At 71.0% G+C, this 16,212-nt stretch carries 16 protein-coding genes and 1 pseudogene; 12 read left to right on the top strand and 5 right to left on the bottom strand.

The genetic code is table 11. The features are described 5' to 3' along the window. Window positions 1–138 precede the first annotated feature (138 nt). Together TNCT6_RS03475 and TNCT6_RS03470 are read left to right on the top strand one after the other, a co-directional pair. Window positions 139–999 (top strand): metallophosphoesterase, encoded by an 861-nt coding sequence (locus TNCT6_RS03475; protein WP_141356448.1) that lies wholly within the window; start codon window positions 139–141, stop codon window positions 997–999. Continuing rightward, on the top strand, window positions 996–1,676 hold the full coding sequence (locus tag TNCT6_RS03470; protein ID WP_141356446.1) for a 4'-phosphopantetheinyl transferase: 681 nt from the start codon (window positions 996–998) through the stop codon (window positions 1,674–1,676). The genes TNCT6_RS03475 and TNCT6_RS03470 overlap by 4 nt, the downstream gene beginning before the upstream one ends. Before the next feature lie 4 nt (window positions 1,677–1,680). Here the strand turns inward: TNCT6_RS03470 and TNCT6_RS03465 are convergent, their stop codons facing one another. From TNCT6_RS03465 to TNCT6_RS03455, 3 genes and pseudogenes are all read right to left on the bottom strand, one after another. Further along, window positions 1,681–1,908 (bottom strand): hypothetical protein, encoded by a 228-nt coding sequence (locus tag TNCT6_RS03465; protein WP_141356444.1) that lies wholly within the window; start codon window positions 1,906–1,908, stop codon window positions 1,681–1,683. Between the two features lie 145 nt (window positions 1,909–2,053). Continuing rightward, window positions 2,054–2,589 (bottom strand): annotated as a pseudogene (locus TNCT6_RS03460) (toxin-antitoxin system, toxin component). After that, a complete protein-coding gene (locus tag TNCT6_RS03455) occupies window positions 2,589–3,245 on the bottom strand; it encodes a helix-turn-helix transcriptional regulator (protein WP_141356440.1) in 657 nt (218 codons plus the stop codon). The pseudogene TNCT6_RS03460 and the gene TNCT6_RS03455 overlap by 1 nt, the downstream one beginning before the upstream one ends. A 225-nt stretch (window positions 3,246–3,470) precedes the next feature. Here TNCT6_RS03455 and TNCT6_RS03450 point away from each other — a divergent pair, with 225 nt between their 5' ends. Beyond that, complete coding sequence (locus TNCT6_RS03450) at window positions 3,471–4,142, top strand: hypothetical protein (RefSeq protein ID WP_141356438.1); 672 nt, start codon at window positions 3,471–3,473, stop codon at window positions 4,140–4,142. Between the two features lie 308 nt (window positions 4,143–4,450). On the opposite strand, the gene TNCT6_RS03445 is transcribed toward TNCT6_RS03450, so the two are convergent. Next, window positions 4,451–5,233: a cache domain-containing protein gene (locus tag TNCT6_RS03445; RefSeq protein ID WP_172632791.1), complete on the bottom strand. Its 783-nt coding sequence runs from the start codon at window positions 5,231–5,233 to the stop codon at window positions 4,451–4,453. Window positions 5,234–5,269: 36 nt separating this feature from the next. Beyond that, on the bottom strand, window positions 5,270–6,004 hold the full coding sequence (locus tag TNCT6_RS03440; RefSeq protein WP_141366028.1) for a FadR/GntR family transcriptional regulator: 735 nt from the start codon (window positions 6,002–6,004) through the stop codon (window positions 5,270–5,272). A gap of 158 nt (window positions 6,005–6,162) precedes the next feature. Between TNCT6_RS03440 and TNCT6_RS03435 the strand changes: the two genes are divergently transcribed. The 9 genes from TNCT6_RS03435 to TNCT6_RS03395 all read left to right on the top strand — a co-directional run bounded on the left by TNCT6_RS03435 (window position 6,163) and on the right by TNCT6_RS03395 (window position 16,193). After that, entirely contained in the window at window positions 6,163–7,200 is a 1,038-nt protein-coding gene (locus TNCT6_RS03435) for an ABC transporter ATP-binding protein (RefSeq protein WP_141356436.1), read from the top strand. A 31-nt stretch (window positions 7,201–7,231) separates the two neighbouring features. Next, window positions 7,232–8,431, top strand: a complete 1,200-nt coding sequence (locus tag TNCT6_RS03430; protein WP_141356434.1) for an ABC transporter substrate-binding protein — start codon at window positions 7,232–7,234, stop codon at window positions 8,429–8,431. Between the two features lie 3 nt (window positions 8,432–8,434). Next, a complete protein-coding gene (locus TNCT6_RS03425) occupies window positions 8,435–9,337 on the top strand; it encodes an ABC transporter permease (protein ID WP_141356432.1) in 903 nt (300 codons plus the stop codon). 38 nt (window positions 9,338–9,375) lie between these two features. Beyond that, entirely contained in the window at window positions 9,376–10,191 is an 816-nt protein-coding gene (locus tag TNCT6_RS03420) for an ABC transporter permease (RefSeq protein ID WP_141356430.1), read from the top strand. Window positions 10,192–10,253: 62 nt separating this feature from the next. Beyond that, the gene (locus tag TNCT6_RS03415) at window positions 10,254–11,252 is read left to right on the top strand and encodes a LacI family DNA-binding transcriptional regulator (RefSeq protein WP_172632789.1); all 999 of its coding nucleotides are present in this window, start codon (window positions 10,254–10,256) and stop codon (window positions 11,250–11,252) included. Window positions 11,253–11,371: 119 nt separating this feature from the next. Then, on the top strand, window positions 11,372–12,724 hold the full coding sequence (locus tag TNCT6_RS03410) for an ABC transporter substrate-binding protein (RefSeq protein WP_141356428.1): 1,353 nt from the start codon (window positions 11,372–11,374) through the stop codon (window positions 12,722–12,724). A 5-nt stretch (window positions 12,725–12,729) separates the two neighbouring features. Further along, window positions 12,730–13,683, top strand: coding sequence for a carbohydrate ABC transporter permease (locus tag TNCT6_RS03405; RefSeq protein ID WP_141356426.1), 954 nt, complete (start codon window positions 12,730–12,732; stop codon window positions 13,681–13,683). Then, window positions 13,680–14,555 carry a carbohydrate ABC transporter permease gene (locus TNCT6_RS03400; protein ID WP_141356424.1) on the top strand — a complete coding sequence of 292 codons (876 nt, stop codon included), beginning with the start codon at window positions 13,680–13,682 and terminating at the stop codon, window positions 14,553–14,555. The genes TNCT6_RS03405 and TNCT6_RS03400 overlap by 4 nt, the downstream gene beginning before the upstream one ends. Window positions 14,556–14,585: 30 nt before the next feature. Further along, window positions 14,586–16,193 carry a glycoside hydrolase family 13 protein gene (locus TNCT6_RS03395; protein ID WP_141356422.1) on the top strand — a complete coding sequence of 536 codons (1,608 nt, stop codon included), beginning with the start codon at window positions 14,586–14,588 and terminating at the stop codon, window positions 16,191–16,193. Window positions 16,194–16,212 lie beyond the last annotated feature (19 nt).

The following is a 16,212-nucleotide window of genomic DNA, read 5'->3' as shown; positions in this document are numbered from 1 at the left end:
CAGACCGGGTCGTGCCACCCGGAGACGGGGCCCGGCCCGCCGCGGTTCCGCCTTCGCGACCGGCGCGGGCCGCGCTTGTCTCCGTGCCGCCGGATGTGCTCTTGTGGTGCCCATCATGTGGACGACAGGGGGCGAGAGGTGACGGGAAAGGCCGGTGGGGCCGGGCGGCTGCTCGCCATCAGCGACCTGCACATCGGCTACAGCGAGAACCGCGCCCTGGTCGAGCGGCTGGCCCCGGAACGGGACGACGACTGGTTGCTCGTGGCCGGCGACGTCGCGGAGACCGTCGCCGACATCCGCTGGGCCCTGAAGACACTGGCGGGCCGGTTCCGCAAGGTGGTCTGGGTCCCCGGCAACCACGAGCTGTGGACCCATCCGCGTGACACCGTCACCCTGCGGGGCGTCGACCGTTACGAGCATCTGGTCGAGCTGTGCCGTGAACTGGGAGTGACGACGCCCGAGGACCCCTACCCGGTCTGGGACGGGCCGGGGGGCCCGGTGGCCGTGGCACCGCTGTTCCTGCTCTACGACTACTCCTTCCTGCCGGCCGGCTGCGCGACCAAGGACGAGGGACTGGCCTACGCGCACGGCACCGGCGTGGTCTGCTCGGACGAGTTCCTGCTGCACCCGGACCCGTATCCGAGCCGCGAGGCCTGGTGCGCGGCACGGGTCGCCGAGACCGAACGCAGGCTCGCCGCACTCCCCGGCGACCTGCCGACCGTGCTCGTCAACCACTACCCGCTCCACCGGCACCCGACGGACGTCCTGTGGTACCCGGAGTTCGCCATGTGGTGCGGCACCCGGCGCACCGCCGACTGGCACCGCAGATTCCGCGCGGCCGCCGTGGTCTACGGCCACCTCCACATCCCGCGGACCACCCACCACGAGGGCGTCCGCTTCGAGGAGGTGTCGGTCGGGTACCCCCGAGAGTGGCGCAAGCGCAAGGAGCCTCCGGGCAGGCTGCGCCCCATTCTTCCCCTGGAGGTCGGAACCCGGTGATCGAGGAGTTGCTTCCGGACTCGGTGGTGGCCGTGGAGGCGTACGGCGACGACGAGACCGACCTGGCCCCGCTCCACCCCGAGGAGCAGGCGGTGGTGGAGCGGGCGGTCGGCAAGCGCCGGCGCGAGTTCGCCGGCGTGCGCGCCTGCGCCCGCGTGGCCATGGAGAAGCTCGGCGTACCGCCGCGGCCCGTGCTGCCCGGTGAGCGGGGCGCTCCGCGCTGGCCGGAGGGGCTGGCGGGCAGCATGACCCACTGCGAGGGCTACCGCGCCGCCGCCCTGGTCCGCGCCACCGACCTGGCCTCCCTCGGCATCGACGCCGAACCGCACGCCCCGCTCCCCGACGGCGTGCTGTCCACCATCGCCCTGCCCGCCGAGGAGCGGCGCCTGGCGCGGTTGGCCGCGCTGCACCCCGGCGTGCACTGGGACCGGCTGCTGTTCAGCGCGAAGGAGTCCGTCTACAAGGCCTGGTTCCCGCTCACCGGCAAGTGGCTGGACTTCGAGGAGGCGGACGTCGAGGTGAGCACCGCCGCGGGGCCGGCGCCGCACGGCGTCTTCCGCGCCCGGCTCCTCGTCCCGGGTCCCCTGGTCGACGGACGGCGCCTCGGTCATTTCGAGGGACGCTGGACCGTGGGCCAGGGACTGGTGGTCACCGCGGTGACGGTTCCGCGCGCCTGACGGGTCACGGCCTGGGGCACCAGCTCTCCAGAAGTCGGAAGAACGCCTCCTCGTTGCCCGTCAGGCCCGCCCGGGCCAGCGCCTGTTCCGCCTCGGCGAGCACGGAGGGCGGGACCACCGGTGGGCGGGCGCCGCCCGGAGGTCCGTCGAAGGCGGCGCGTACCGTGTGCAGGAGCCTGAGATAGGCCTGGACGGCGGTGCGTTCGTGGTCGGTCAGTACGGCGGTGGGCATGGATCGCTCTCCCCGGTTTCGGCGTCACACGGTCGCGCGCCCGGTCGCCCGGACGGCGCACGGCGCCTCCGCACGGCGGTGGCGCGGCCTCCAGCTTGCCGCCCACCACTGACAATGCCCTCGCGCTCCGCGCCGGTTCGCCCACTCAGCTCAGGCGAATCAAACCCCGGGCACCCCGGACCCCTTGCGCCTCCGACCGGTTCCCGCGCGGGCCGTCCCCCTCCACCCGCCGCCCCAGGCGACTGAAGGACGCCTCGATCCGCCGGGCCGGACGTCGCGCCGCACCGGCCCGCGCAGGGACGAACCCACGGGCCACGTACGGCACTTGCCTGCCGGTAGCAGCGGCAAGCTCTCCGCCGCCTCCTCCTTGTCCTCCTCCTCGGCGAGGTCGAACCGGCTGCGCGCGGCGGCATGGGGTACGGCCACTCGGAGATCGGCGCCGTCGTCGACCAGGCGCGTGGCGACTCCTGCAGCGTCCACGTGATGGCCGTGGTGCCCGGCCCGCATGTGGCACGGCTCCTGGCCGAGGATCGCCAACTGGTTTTCGGGGGCGGTGCGTTCCTGGACGAGAGCCAGGTCCTGGTCGGTCATGTCGAGCCACAGCCCGCCGGCGGATCCGGGAGGCAAGGCGGTCGTACGGAAGCGGACGGGCCGCCCGCGGCGCACGCCTCTCCCCGGCATCACGGCTCGGGCCGCTTGACACTCTCCAGAAGCATGTCCAGCCACTCGGCGACCTTGTCGCGGTGCTGGTCGGTGGGCAGCTGCGCGGCCCGCCAGGCGATCCCGCGCACGCCGTGGTCCTGGAGCAGCCGCTCCAACGGGTCGTCGGCGGCCGTGTCCGCCTCCCGCTCACGGTCGGCGAGCCGCTGGAGGAGTTCCTGCTCGGTGCACTGAAGGGCCCCCGCGAGCGCCTCGGGGTCCTCGGCGGTGAGGAATCCGGCGTGCACCCGGAAGAAGCGCTGGATGGCGTCGCAGTGCTCCATGGTGGGGCGCCGGTCGCCGTTGATGAGGGCGCCCGCCTGCTGCCGCGACATGCCCGCGCCGTCGGCGATCTCCTGCTGGGTGTAGCGGCGCCCGTTGGGCTTGAGCCGGGTGCGGCGCAGCAGGTCGAGCCGTTGCAGGAAGCGGGCCTGCACGTCCGGCTCACCCGCGGACCGGCCGCTCAGCAGGGTTCTGACCACGGGCTCCGGCACGCCGCTGGCCGCGGACAGGCGGCCGACGTCGAAGACCTCCGCCTGGGGCACGTCGAGCCGGTCGGCCAGCGCGGTGACGCGTGCGACGACGGCCGGCAGCACGGCCGAGGCCGTGGCGCCCGGATCCTCGATGCCATCCGTCACCGACAGATCTCCTACGTCTCTCACAGGCTTCTCACAAAGGCGGGGTGCCGTGAACTTCCCGGAGAGTAACCGGTCGTTCGAACTCGCATCCAGGTCTCGCCACAACTGTGGCCAATTTCAGCCGTCAATCGGCATGGAATGCCACGATAGTTGACACGCCTCATGGAGGGGAAGCAGGATCAAGGCGCCGCGTGAAGGCCCAGAGGCAAGAGGGGTGACCTCCCGATGGCACATCAGGCAGGAGGGCAGCGGCCGGCGCCGCGGTCCGTCCCCGTTCGTTCCGAGGCGCAGGCCTACCTCCGGGACTACACCACGTTCCTGGAGGCCGTCCCCTTCCCGTCCCTCGTCGTCGACCACACCTGGGACGTGGTCCTGACCAACAGCGCTTTCACGTCACTCTTCCGTGGCGTCGGCCCGCATCCGACGGCCATGCCGGGCGACAACTTCCTCCGGTTCGTCCTGTTCCACCCGGACGCGGGCACGGTCCTCGGCGAGCACGAGTCCCGCTGGTGTCTGCCGATGCTGGCGCACTTCGCGGCCACGGTGGAGCGCAGTGGCCACGACCACGGACTTCAGGCCATCCTCCAGGACATCGCCGAGGACCCCATCATGGAGGCCGCCTACCGGCAGGGGCTGCCGCACTGGCTCCGCGCGGTCGGCGAGACGGCGGTCGTGTCCGACGGCTCGGTACGTCCCTTGCTGCACCCCGACCCGCGCTGGGGCGCCACCGAGTGCCGGATCATCGAGGAGACCCCGGCGACCCTCCAGGACCTCGGCTACACCCGCCTCACCCTGGTGCTCCGCGAGGCCCGCCGTCCCGCGCCCGTGCGGCGCAGGACGGGTCCGGGCCGCCGTCCGGCCGGCCACCTGAGCGTGGTCTCGGCCCCGGAGGGCTGACCCGGCACCGTCGGCGTTCAGGTCGCCGACGGCGCCGGGCCGTCCCGGCTCCACGGGGGCGACCGACCTCCTGCCCCAGGGCGTGCGGCGACCTTCGGGTCCGGTGGTGACCCGGGCGGTGCTCCGGCCTTCCGCGGGGTGGACTTGCTTCGGGAGGCCTGCTGTCCCGTGCCCGTGCGGCGCAGGACAGGACGACCAAAGCCTGCCCGGACCCGCCACGGCCACCGGCGGCCGCCGCACGGTTCCCGCCGACGGATCCCGTTCCGGCCGCCGTGGATCCCGCCCCCGGCGCCGTGGGCCCGGCTCGGTCACGAGGTCCTGATCACCAGGATGAGGGGCACGCCCCGGCACGGCACCAGGTGGTTTCCGTCGTGGGTTCTGGGGCGGCCCCGTTCCAGAACCGCCGAGAAGTCCGGGCCCCTGGTCAGGGAGCCGGCCAGATGGGACGGGTCGGCGGAGGCTGCCACGCGGCCGCGGGCGTTCACCAGGTGGGCGGGGCCGGGTAGTTCGCGCAGCAGGGGCAGTACGGCAGCCTCGAAGTGCCGTAGATACACATCCGCCGCGGCCACGCCCGCGAACCGGCCCGCCACCTGGACCGGCGCGGACAGGGTCAGGCTGTACTCGTCGGAGCACAAGTAGTCGACGTAGGGCCCGGCCACGGCCCGCCGCCCGGTGTCACGGGGCAGGACGAACCAGTCCCAGTGCGTGTAGTCCGAGTACGCCGACTGCCGCGGATCCAGGTCGAGCAGCAGCGGCCGTACGTCCCCCCGCGCGGTGCACTGCCACCACTCCAGCCAGGCCGGCACGTCGGTCAGCAGCCCTGGCGCGGCGACGAAACCGGCCCCCGACACGAGCTCCTCGCGGCCCAGCCGCAGATGCAGCCCCGGCCGCAGCGCGGCGAGGTCGGCGCTCACCGGCGCGCGGCCCTCGGCGACCACCCGCGCCAGCAGATCCGCCGTCTCGGCGCGGGTCTCGGCGACCGCGCCGAAGACCGCCTCCAGCGTGCGGCCCACCCGCGCGGCGACGCGCTCCCCGGCGCACGCGTCGCGGGTCACGGTCGCCGCCCCGGCATGTACGCGGCTCGTGCTCATGGCGTCCTCCAGGGGGCAGGGCCGGACGCCGCGTCGTCAGAGGCCCAGCCGCACGGCGATGAGTCGCGCCGCCGACTCCTGGACGCACCGCTCCGCCAGCGTGCGGGCCGGATCACGGGCCCCATCCTGCACGGCGGAGACGACGGCGCGATGACGATCTGCGACTTCTTCACGATATTCGTCGTCGCCGAGCACCAGACACAGCAGCGCGCCGACCTCCGTCTGGAGCGCGATCTGCTCCCGGGTGAGCCGCGCGGACTGCGCGGCCGCCGCCAGTTCCACATGGAACCGGCCGTAGACCCGGCTGCGGGCCGCCGCGTCCTCGGCAGCCGCCAGCTCCTCGACGGTACGCAGAAGCGGGCCCAGATCGCCGGACTCGGTGCGCTCGGCCGCCAGTCCGGCCGCCGCGCCCGACAGGGCGGCCCAGTGGTCGCTGAGGTCGCGCAGCTCCTCCGTGCCCCAGCCGCGCAGCCGGGCCTTCAGCCGTTCCTCGCCCGGAAGTTCGGGCAAGGAGACGAAGCTGCCGCCGCCGCGCCCCCGCCGGGTGGTGACCAGACCCTGCTGCCGCAGCGCCATCAGCGCCTCCCGCAGGGTCACCGTGGAGACGCCGAGCTGCCCGGCCAGTTCGCTCTCGCCGGGCAGCTGCTCCCCCTCGGCGAGCAGACCGAGTTCGATGGCGTCGCCGATCCTGCGCACCACGGTGTCCACCCGCGCCCGGCTGTCCACCGGCGCGAAGACGACTCTGCGGGTGCCGGCTTCACCCGCGTCCACCGTCCCGCGCGGGCTCCCGGCGCCGTTCTCGACGTGTCCCTGCTTCACGGCCACCACCTTGCCAGTTGACCCAACTTTTACCTAGAGGCGGTCTTGAGCTTTGAACTATGACTTCATAGGTTTCCGCTCAACGATCACGAGCGTCAGAAAGGTTCCCCATGAAGGGAGTTGCCGTCCGGCTGCAGGGTCTGCGCAGGACGTTCGGGGAGACGGCCGCCGTGGCCGGGGTCGACCTGGAGATCCGGGACGGGGAGTTCTTCTCGATGCTCGGTCCCTCCGGCTCGGGCAAGACCACGGTCCTGCGTCTGATCGCCGGCTTCGAGGCCCCGGACGCGGGCCGCGTCGAACTCGCCGGGCAGGAGGTCACCGGCCTCGCCCCCTTCGAACGGGACGTCCACACCGTCTTCCAGGACTACGCCCTCTTCCCGCACATGACCGTCGAGCAGAACGTCGGCTACGCCCTGAAGATCCGCAAGGTGCCGAAGCCCGAACGGCTCGTCCGCGCCCGCAAGGCCCTCGCCGAGGTGCGCCTCGACGGCTACGGCGGACGCCGCCCGGCCGAACTCTCCGGCGGCCAGCGCCAGCGCGTCGCCCTCGCCCGCGCCCTGGTCGGCCGTCCCCGCGTCCTGCTGCTCGACGAACCGCTCGGCGCCCTCGACCTCAAGCTGCGCGAGCAGATGCAGGTCGAACTCAAGGCGCTCCAGCGGGAGGTCGGCATCACCTTCGTGTTCGTCACCCACGACCAGGAGGAGGCCCTGACGATGAGCGACCGCATCGCCGTCTTCCACCAGGGCCGCGTCGAACAGGTCGGCACCCCCGCCGAGATCTACGAACGCCCGGCGACCCCGTTCGTCGCGTCCTTCGTCGGCACCTCCAACCTTCTCGAGGGCGAGTCGGCCCAGCGGATCCTCGGCATCCCCGGAACGTACAGCGTCCGGCCGGAGAAGATCCGCGTCCTGAAGGAGTCCGCCGTCGCCGACGAACCCGAGCAGGCGACCGCCACGGGCACCGTCGCCGAGGTCGTCTACCTGGGCGACTCCACCCGCTTCCTGGTCGACCTCGACACCGGCGGCCGTCTCACCGCACTCCAGCAGAACCTGGAGACCTCCGCCGAGGACGTCGCCGCCTACCGCGGCACCCGCGTACGGCTGGCATGGCACCGCCGCCACGCCGTCCAGGTCCCCGACGCCCGCTGAGCACCACACCCCCTCACCCATGGAGTACGCCGTGCGCCTGACCCGAACCCTCCAGACGGCCGCCGCCCTCACACTGCTGCTCGCCGCCACCGCGTGCGGCTCCTCCGACTCGGGGAGCGGCACCTCCGCGACCGGCCTCAACCCTCCCGACCTCAAGGCGCAGTCCGAACTCGGGAAGACCGAGGGCCGGGTCAACGTGATCGCCTGGGCCGGCTACGTCGAGGACGGCTCCAACGACCCCAAGGTCGACTGGGTCGGCGACTTCGAGAAGCAGACCGGCTGCCAGGTCCACTCCAAGGTCGCCGCCAGCTCCGACGAGATGGTCAAGCTGATGAAGACGGGGGAGTACGACACCGTGTCCGCCTCCGGCGACGCCTCCCTGCGCCTGATCGCCTCCGGCGACGCCGCCCCGGTCAACACCGCCCTCGTACCCAACTACAAGGACGTCTTCGACGACCTGAAGATGCAGGCCTGGAACTCCGTCAAAGGCAAGGCCTACGGCATCCCGCACGGCCGCGGCGCCAACCTGCTGATGTACAACACCGAGAAGGTGCGGCCCGCGCCCACCTCCTGGTCGGCCGTCTTCGACGACGCGGCGAAGTACAAGGGCCACGTCACGGCCTACGACTCGCCCATCTACATCGCCGACGCCGCCCTGTATCTCAAGGCCACCAGGCCCGAGTTGAAGATCAAGGACCCGTACGCGCTCGACCAGAAGCAGTTCGACGCCGCCGTCGCCCTGCTGAAGAAGCAGAACGCCGACGTCGGCGAGTACTGGGGCGACTACCTCAAGGAGGTCTCCGCCTTCAAGAGCGGGGACTCCCTGGTCGGCACCACCTGGCAGGTCATCGTGAACCTCGCCGCCTCCGAGGGCGCCAAGGTGAAGGCGTTCGTGCCGAAGGAGGGCGCGACCGGCTGGTCCGACACCTGGATGATCTCCGCCAAGGCCAAGCACCCCAACTGCGCCTACAAGTGGCTGGACTGGATCGTCTCCCCGAAGGCCAACGCCCAGGTGGCCGAATACTTCGGCGAGGCCCCCGCCAACGCCAAGGCCTGCGAGCAGACCAGCGACAAGGACTTCTGCGCCATCTACCACGCGGCCGACACCGCCTACTGGAAGCGGGTCGCCTTCTGGAACACGCCGATCCCGCAGTGCCTGGACGGCCGCACGGACGTCACCTGCGTGCCGTACGCCAAGTGGGTGCAGGCCTGGACCGAGATCAAGGGCTGAACCATGACCGTCACCGCCCAGGCCGCCGGACGACAGGGCTCCAGGGCCACCGTCCGGCGGCTGGCCGGGATGCTGCACCGCCGCCCCCGGCTGCGCCTCTCCCTGCTGCTGACCGCCCCGCTGCTGTGGCTGGCCGTGCTGTACCTCGGCTCGCTGACCGTGCTCTTCCTCTCCGCCTTCTGGACGACGAACTCCTTCACCTCCGAGGTCGTCAAGGTCTGGTCGGTGGACAACTTCCGTGCCCTGTTGACGACTTCGGTCTTCCACCAGGTGATCCTGCGCAGCGTCGGCGTGGCCCTGGCGGTCACCGCCCTGTGCGCGGTGATCGCCTTCCCGCTCGCCTTCTTCACCGCGCGCATCGCCCGGCCCCGGTGGCGCCCGCTGCTGGTGGTCGCCATCCTCACGCCGCTGTGGGCGAGTTACCTGGTCAAGGTGTACGCCTGGCGGCTGATCCTGTCCCAGGGCGGGCTCGCGGACTGGATGCTGAAGCCGTTCGGGCTGAGCGGCCCCGGTTTCGGCCTGCCGGCCGCCCTCCTCACCCTGACCTACCTCTGGCTGCCGTACATGATCCTGCCGATCCACACCGCGCTGGAGCAGTTGCCCGGCAATCTGCTCGACGCCTCCGCCGACCTCGGGGCGCGCCCCTGGCGAACCTTCCGGTCGGTGGTGCTGCCGATGGTGCTGCCGGCGGTCGCCGCCGGGTCGGTCTTCACCTTCTCGCTCAGCCTCGGCGACTACATCACCGTGCAGATCGTCGGCGGCAAGACCCAGCTGATCGGCAACCTCGTCTACTCCAACATCGAACTCAACCTGCCCATGGCCGCCGCGCTCGGCACGGTCCCTGTCGTCGTCATCGTGCTCTATCTGCTGGCGATGCGGCGCACCGGCGCCCTCAGCAGCCTCTGACCGTCCTCGGCAGCCTTCCCAGGGGGGTGTACCACGTCATGCAGCTCTCCCGTGGCGCGCGCATCGCGCTGCACGCCGCCGCAGCCTTCGGGTTCGCGGTGATCTACGTCCCGCTCCTGCTGGTCCTCGTCAACTCACTCAACCCGGACCGCAGCGCCAGCTGGCCGCCGTCCGGCCTGACCCTGCACTGGTGGTCGGTGGCCTGGGACAACTCGGGGGCGCGGGACGCCGTCTGGGTCTCGGTGAAGGCGGGCCTGGGCGCCACCGCGATCGCCCTGGTCCTCGGCACGCTCATCGCCTTCGCGGTGGCCCGGCACCGCTTCTTCGGCCGCGACACCCTCTCCTTCGTGGTCGTCCTGCCGATCGCGCTGCCCGGCATCGTCACCGGCATCGCCCTGAACTCCGCCTTCTCCACGGTGCTCCGGCCGCTCGGCGTCGGCCTCGGACTGTTCACCGTGGTCGTCGGGCACGCCACCTTCTGCATCGTCGTCGTCTTCAACAACGTCGTGGCCCGGCTGCGCCGTACCTCCGGCTCCTACGAGGAGGCGGCGATGGACCTCGGTGCGAACACCTTCCGCGCCTTCGCCGACGTCACCTTCCCCCTGGTCCGGTCGGCCCTGTTCGCCGGGGGTCTGCTCGCCTTCGCCCTGTCCTTCGACGAGGTCGTGGTCACCACCTTCACCGCAGGACCCGGCGTCGAGACCCTGCCCATCTGGATCTTCAACAACATGACCAGACCCCAACAGGCCCCCGTGGTGAACGTCGTGGCGGCCGTACTGGTCCTGCTTTCCGTCGTCCCGATCTACATAGCCCAGCGCCTGTCGTCGGACACGGCCACGGAGAGCAGGATCTAGCAGGGCGACGCCGGCCTTCCTTTACGCAAGCAGCTTGCGTTTCTTGCGCTAGGCTTGCGTGTATGACGCGACGACTTGCGGAAGTGGCGAAGAAGGTCGGGGTCAGTGAGGCCACGGTCAGCCGGGTGCTCAACGGGAAGCCCGGAGTGTCCGACGCCACCCGGCAGGCGGTGCTCTCCGCGCTGGACGTGCTCGGGTACGAGCGGCCCACGCAGCTGCGCGGGGAGCGGGCCCGGCTGGTGGGCCTGGTCCTGCCCGAGCTGCAGAACCCGATCTTCCCGGCCTTCGCCGAGGCCATCGGCGGCGCGCTGGCGCAGCTCGGGCTCACCCCGGTGCTGTGCACCCAGACCAAGGGCGGGGTCTCCGAGGCGGACTACGTGGAGCTGCTGCTGCAACAGCAGGTCTCCGGCGTCGTGTTCGCCGGCGGGCTGTACGCCCAGGCGGACGCGCCGCACGCCCACTACCGGCGGCTCGCGGACCGCAACATCCCCGTGGTGCTGGTCAACGCGGCCATCGAGGACCTCGGGTTTCCCGCGGTGTCCTGCGACGACGCGGTCGCCGTGGAGCAGGCCTGGCGCCATCTCGCCTCCCTCGGGCACGAGCGGATCGGGCTGGTGCTCGGGCCGGGCGACCATGTGCCGTCGGCGCGGAAGCTGGCGGCGGCCCGCGCTCTCGCGGGCGAGCTGCCCGAGGAGTGCGTGGCCCGGGCGATCTTCTCCATCGAGGGTGGCCACGCGGCCGGGGCCAAGCTGATCGACCGCGGGGTCACCGGCATCATCTGCGCCAGCGACCCGCTCGCACTGGGCGTCGTAAGGGCCGCCCGGCGCAAGGGACTCGACGTGCCCGCCCAGATCTCCGTCGTGGGCTACGACGACTCCGCGCTGATGAACTGCACGGAACCGCCGCTCACCACCGTGCGCCAGCCCATCGAGTCGATGGGCAAGGCGGCGGTCGAGCTGCTCAACGCGCAGATCGGCGGCACCTCCGTACCGGCCGACGAGCTGCTGTTCGAGCCGGAACTGGTGGTCCGCGGCTCCACCGCGCAAGCGCCGCGTGCCTGAGATCCAACAGATCCTCTCTCCTGTCAAATAATTACAGATTATGCGCGACATCTTGCGAAGCGGTGTCGCCGGTGCTTGAGTGTGCGGCGCCCACAGCTCCTGTCCAGAGGGGTCCACCGATGTCAAGCACCGGCTTCCGCCGCACCTTTGTGGCGATCGGCGTCTGTTCCTCCCTTGCCCTCGTCGCCACGGCCTGCGGGTCGTCGGACGACGAGTCGTCCGGCGGCAAGACCCGCATCACCGTCAACTGCGAGCCGCCCAAGAGCGCCAAGGTCGACCGGAAGTTCTTCGAGGAGGACATCGCCTCCTTCGAGAAGCGGAACCCGGACATCGACGTCGTCGCGCACGACGCCTTCCCCTGCCAGGACCCGAAGACGTTCGACGCCAAGCTGGCCGGCGGCCAGATGGAGGACGTCTTCTACACCTACTTCACCGACGCCAAGCACGTCGTGGACATCAACCAGGCCGCCGACCTCACCCCGTACGTCAAGGAGCTGAAGAGCTACGACACCATCCAGCAGCAGTTGCGCGACATCTACACCGTCGACGGGAAGATCTACGGCGTCCCGCGCACCGGCTACTCGATGGGCCTGATCTACAACCGCAAGCTCTTCGAGAAGGCGGGCCTCGACCCCGACAAGCCCCCGGCCACCTGGGAGGAGGTCCGCGCCGCCGCCAAGAAGATCGCCGCACTCGGCGGCGGCACCGTCGGCTACGCCGACTACAGCGCCCAGAACCAGGGCGGCTGGCACTTCACCGCCGAGCTGTACTCGCAGGGCGGAGACGTCGTCGACGCCGACGGCAAGAAGGCCACCGTCGACACTCCCGAGGGCCACGCCGTGCTCCAGAACCTGCACGACATGCGCTGGACCGACGACTCCATGGGCAGCAAGCAACTCCTCATCATCAACGACGTGCAGCAGATGATGGGTTCGGGCAAGCTCGGGATGTACCTCTCCGCCCCCGACAACATCCCGATCCTGGTCAAGGAGAAGGGCGGCAACTACAAGGACCTGGCCCTCGCCCCGATGCCCGGCGGCAAGGGCACGCTCATCGGCGGCGACGGCTACATGTTCAACAAGAAGGACACGCCCGAGCAGATCCGCGCCGGCCTCAAGTGGCTCGACCACATGTTCCTCACCCCCGGCTCCGGCTTCCTCGGTGACTACGCCCGCGCCAAGAAGAACGACGGCCCGGTCGGCCTGCCCGAGCCGCGCCTGTTCACCGGCGCCGCCGACGCCAAGGACCAGGAGGTCAAGAAGGCCAACGCGAACGTCCCGGTGGAGAACTACCAGGCCTTCCTCGACGGCAACAAGAACCTCCAGCTGAAGATCGAGCCGCCGAACGCCCAGCAGATCTACTCCGTCCTCGACGGCGTCGTCTCCGCCGTCCTCACCAAGAAGGACGCCAATATCGACCAGCTCCTCAAGGACGCCTCCGGCAAGATCGACAGCATCCTGGCCCGGAGCTGACGGCGATGACGAAGACGGCAGCGCGGCGATCCGCCCCGGCGGTCGCCGTACGCCCCCTCCCGGCGCCGCCCCCGGCAGGGGACCGGAGGCGGCGGCGACTGCGCGACCAGCTCCACGCCTACGGATTCCTCCTCGGCGGCCTCGTCTGCTTCGCCCTGTTCTCCTGGTACCCGGCGATCCGCGCGGTCGTGATCGCCTTCCAGAAGTACACGCCGGGTTCCGAGCCCGAGTGGGTCGGCACCGCGAACTTCACCCGTGTCCTGCACGACCCGGAGTTCACGGCGGCCTGGCGCAACACGCTCACCTTCACGCTGCTGGCCCTGCTCATCGGCTTCGCCGTCCCGTTCGTCCTCGCCCTGGTCCTCAACGAACTCCGCCACGCCAAGGCCTTCTTCCGGGTCGTGGTCTATCTGCCGGTGATGATCCCGCCGGTGGTGAGCGCCCTGCTGTGGAAGTGGTTCTACGACCCCGGCGCCGGCCTCGCCAACGAGGCGCTGCGCTTCCTGCACCTGCCCACCTCGAACTGGACCAACGGCACCGACACCGCCCTGGTCTCCCTGGTGATCGTGGCGACCTGGGCCAACATGGGCGGCACCGTCCTGATCTACCTGGCCGCGCTCCAGTCCATCCCCGGCGAGCTGTACGAGGCCGCCGAACTGGACGGCGCGAACCTCCTCCAGCGCGTCCGGCACGTGACGGTCCCGCAGACCAGGTTCGTCATCCTGATGCTGATGCTCCTTCAGATCATCGCCACCATGCAGGTGTTCACGGAGCCGTTCGTCATCACGGGCGGCGGCCCGGAGAACGCCACGGTCACTGTCCTCTACCTCATCTACAAGTACGCCTTCCTCTACAACGACTTCGGCGGGGCCTGCGCGCTCAGCGTGATGCTCCTGGTCCTGCTCGGCGGGTTCTCCGCCGCCTATCTGCGGCTCACCCGCTCCGAGGGGGACGCATGAGCACCCGGACCCTGATCTCCCCGGCCGTCCTGGCCCGCCCGCGCGGCAAGGCCGTCTACTGGACCGTGTTCACCGGTGTCGTCCTGCTCTTCGCGCTCGCCTTCCTCTTCCCGGTCTACTGGATGGCGACCGGCGCGATGAAGTCGCCGGACGAGGTCGCGCAGACCCCGCCCACCCTGCTGCCGAAGCGCTGGCACCTCGACGGCTTCACCGACGCCTGGGACCTGATGCAGCTCCCGCAGCACCTGTGGAACACGGTGGTACAGGCCGCCGGCGCCTGGGCGTTCCAGCTGGTGTTCTGCACCGCCGCCGCCTACGCCCTGTCCAAGCTGAGGCCCGCCTTCGGCAAGGTGGTCCTCGGCGGCATCCTGGCCACCCTCATGGTCCCGGCCCAGGCCCTGGTCGTACCGAAGTACCTGACGGTCGCCGATCTGCCGCTGATCCACACGAGCCTGCTCAACGACCCCCTCGCGATCTGGCTGCCCGCCGTCGCCAACGCCTTCAACCTCTACCTCCTCAAACGGTTCTTCGACCAGCTCCCGCGGGACGTACTGGAGGCCGCCGAGATCGACGGCGCCGGACGGCTGCGCATCCTGTGGTCCGTGGTGCTGCCCATGTCCCGGCCGGTCCTCGGCGTGGTCTCGATCTTCGCCCTGGTCGCCGTGTGGCAGGACTTCCTGTGGCCGCTGATGGTCTTCTCCGACACCGGCAAGCAGCCGATCAGCGTGGCCCTCGTCCAGCTGTCGCAGAACATCCAACTGACCGTGCTGGTCGCCGCGATGGTGATCGCCAGCATTCCGATGGTCGCCCTGTTCCTCGTCTTCCAGCGGCACATCATCGCCGGGATCAGCGCCGGCAGCACCAAGGGCTGACACGGCCCCCTCGACAGAAAGGCACGCACTGTGGGACAGCCCACCCATGCCCGGAAGCGGACCGACTGGTGGCGCTCCGCCGTCATCTACCAGATCTACGTGCGCAGCTTCGCGGACGGCGACGGGAACGGCACCGGCGACCTCGCCGGAGTCCGCGCGAAGCTCCCGTACCTCGCCGAACTCGGCGTCGACGCCCTGTGGTTCAACCCGTGGTACCTGTCGCCGATGAAGGACGGCGGCTACGACGTCGCCGACTACCGGGCCATCGACCCGGCCTTCGGAACCCTCGCCGAGGCGGAGAAGCTGATCTCGGAAGCCCGGGAACTGGGCATCCGCACCATCGTCGACGTCGTACCGAACCACGTCTCCGACCAGCACCCGTGGTTCCGCGCCGCGCTCGCCGCGCCGCCGGGCAGCCCGGAACGCGAGCTGTTCCACTTCCGCCCCGGACGCGGCCGGCACGGCGAACTGCCGCCCACCGACTGGCCGTCACAGTTCGTCGGCTCCACCGAACCGGTGTGGACCCGGCTGCCCGACGGCGACTGGTACCTGCACCTGTTCACGCCCGAGCAGCCGGACCTCAACTGGGCCCACAGGGCGGTCCGCCAGGAGCACGAGGACATCCTGCGCTTCTGGTTCGAGCGGGGCGTCGCGGGCGTCCGCATCGACTCGGCCGCCCTGCTCGCCAAGGACCCCGCGCTGCCGGACTTCGTCGAGGGCCGCGATCCCCACCCGTTCGTCGACCGCGACGAACTCCACGACGTCTACCGCTCCTGGCGGGCCGTGGCCGACGCCTACGAGGGCGTCTTCGTCGGCGAGGTGTGGCTGCCCGACCCGGAGCGTTTCGCCCGCTACCTGCGCCCCGACGAACTCCACACCGCCTTCAACTTCTCGTTCCTGTCCTGTCCCTGGGACGCCGGACGGCTGCGGGACTCGATCGACACGACGCTCGCCGAGCACGCCCCGGTGGGGGCACCCGCCACCTGGGTGCTGTGCAACCACGACGTCACCCGCACGGTCACCCGCTACGGCCGCGCCGACACCGGCTTCGACTTCGCCGCCAAGGCCTTCGGCACCCCCACCGACCTGTCCCTCGGCACCCGGCGGGCCCGTGCGGCCGCGCTGCTGTCCCTCGCCCTGCCCGGCGCGGTCTACGTGTACCAGGGCGAGGAACTCGGCCTGCCCGAGGCCGACATCCCCCTCGACCGCGTCGAGGACCCGATGCACTTCCGCTCCGGCGGCACCGACCCGGGCCGCGACGGCTGCCGGGTCCCGCTGCCGTGGGCGGCCGACGCGCCCCACGCCGGCTTCGGCTCCCACGAGGAACCGTGGCTGCCGCAGCCCGCCGACTGGCCCGTGTACGCCGTCGACCGGCAGCAGAGCGACCCCTCCTCCATGCTCACCCTCTACCGCGAGGCGATCCGCCTCCGCCCGGCCTTCGGCGACGCCCCCCTGACCTGGCTGCCCGCCCCCGAAGGCGTCCTCGCCTTCACCCGCGCCGACGGCACGACCTGTGTCGTCAACCTCGCCGCCACCCCCGCCGAACTCCCCGGACACACAGAACTCCTGCTGAGCAGCGGCCCGTTGGACGAGACCGGCCGTCTCCCGCAGGACACGGCGGTCTGGCTGCGCGCCTGAGTCCGCGCAGCCCGCCCGC

The sequence above is a fragment of the Streptomyces sp. 6-11-2 genome (assembly GCF_006540305.1).
Taxonomy (GTDB): Bacteria; Actinomycetota; Actinomycetes; order Streptomycetales; family Streptomycetaceae; genus Streptomyces.
This window is presented reverse-complemented; position numbering and strand designations above follow the sequence as displayed.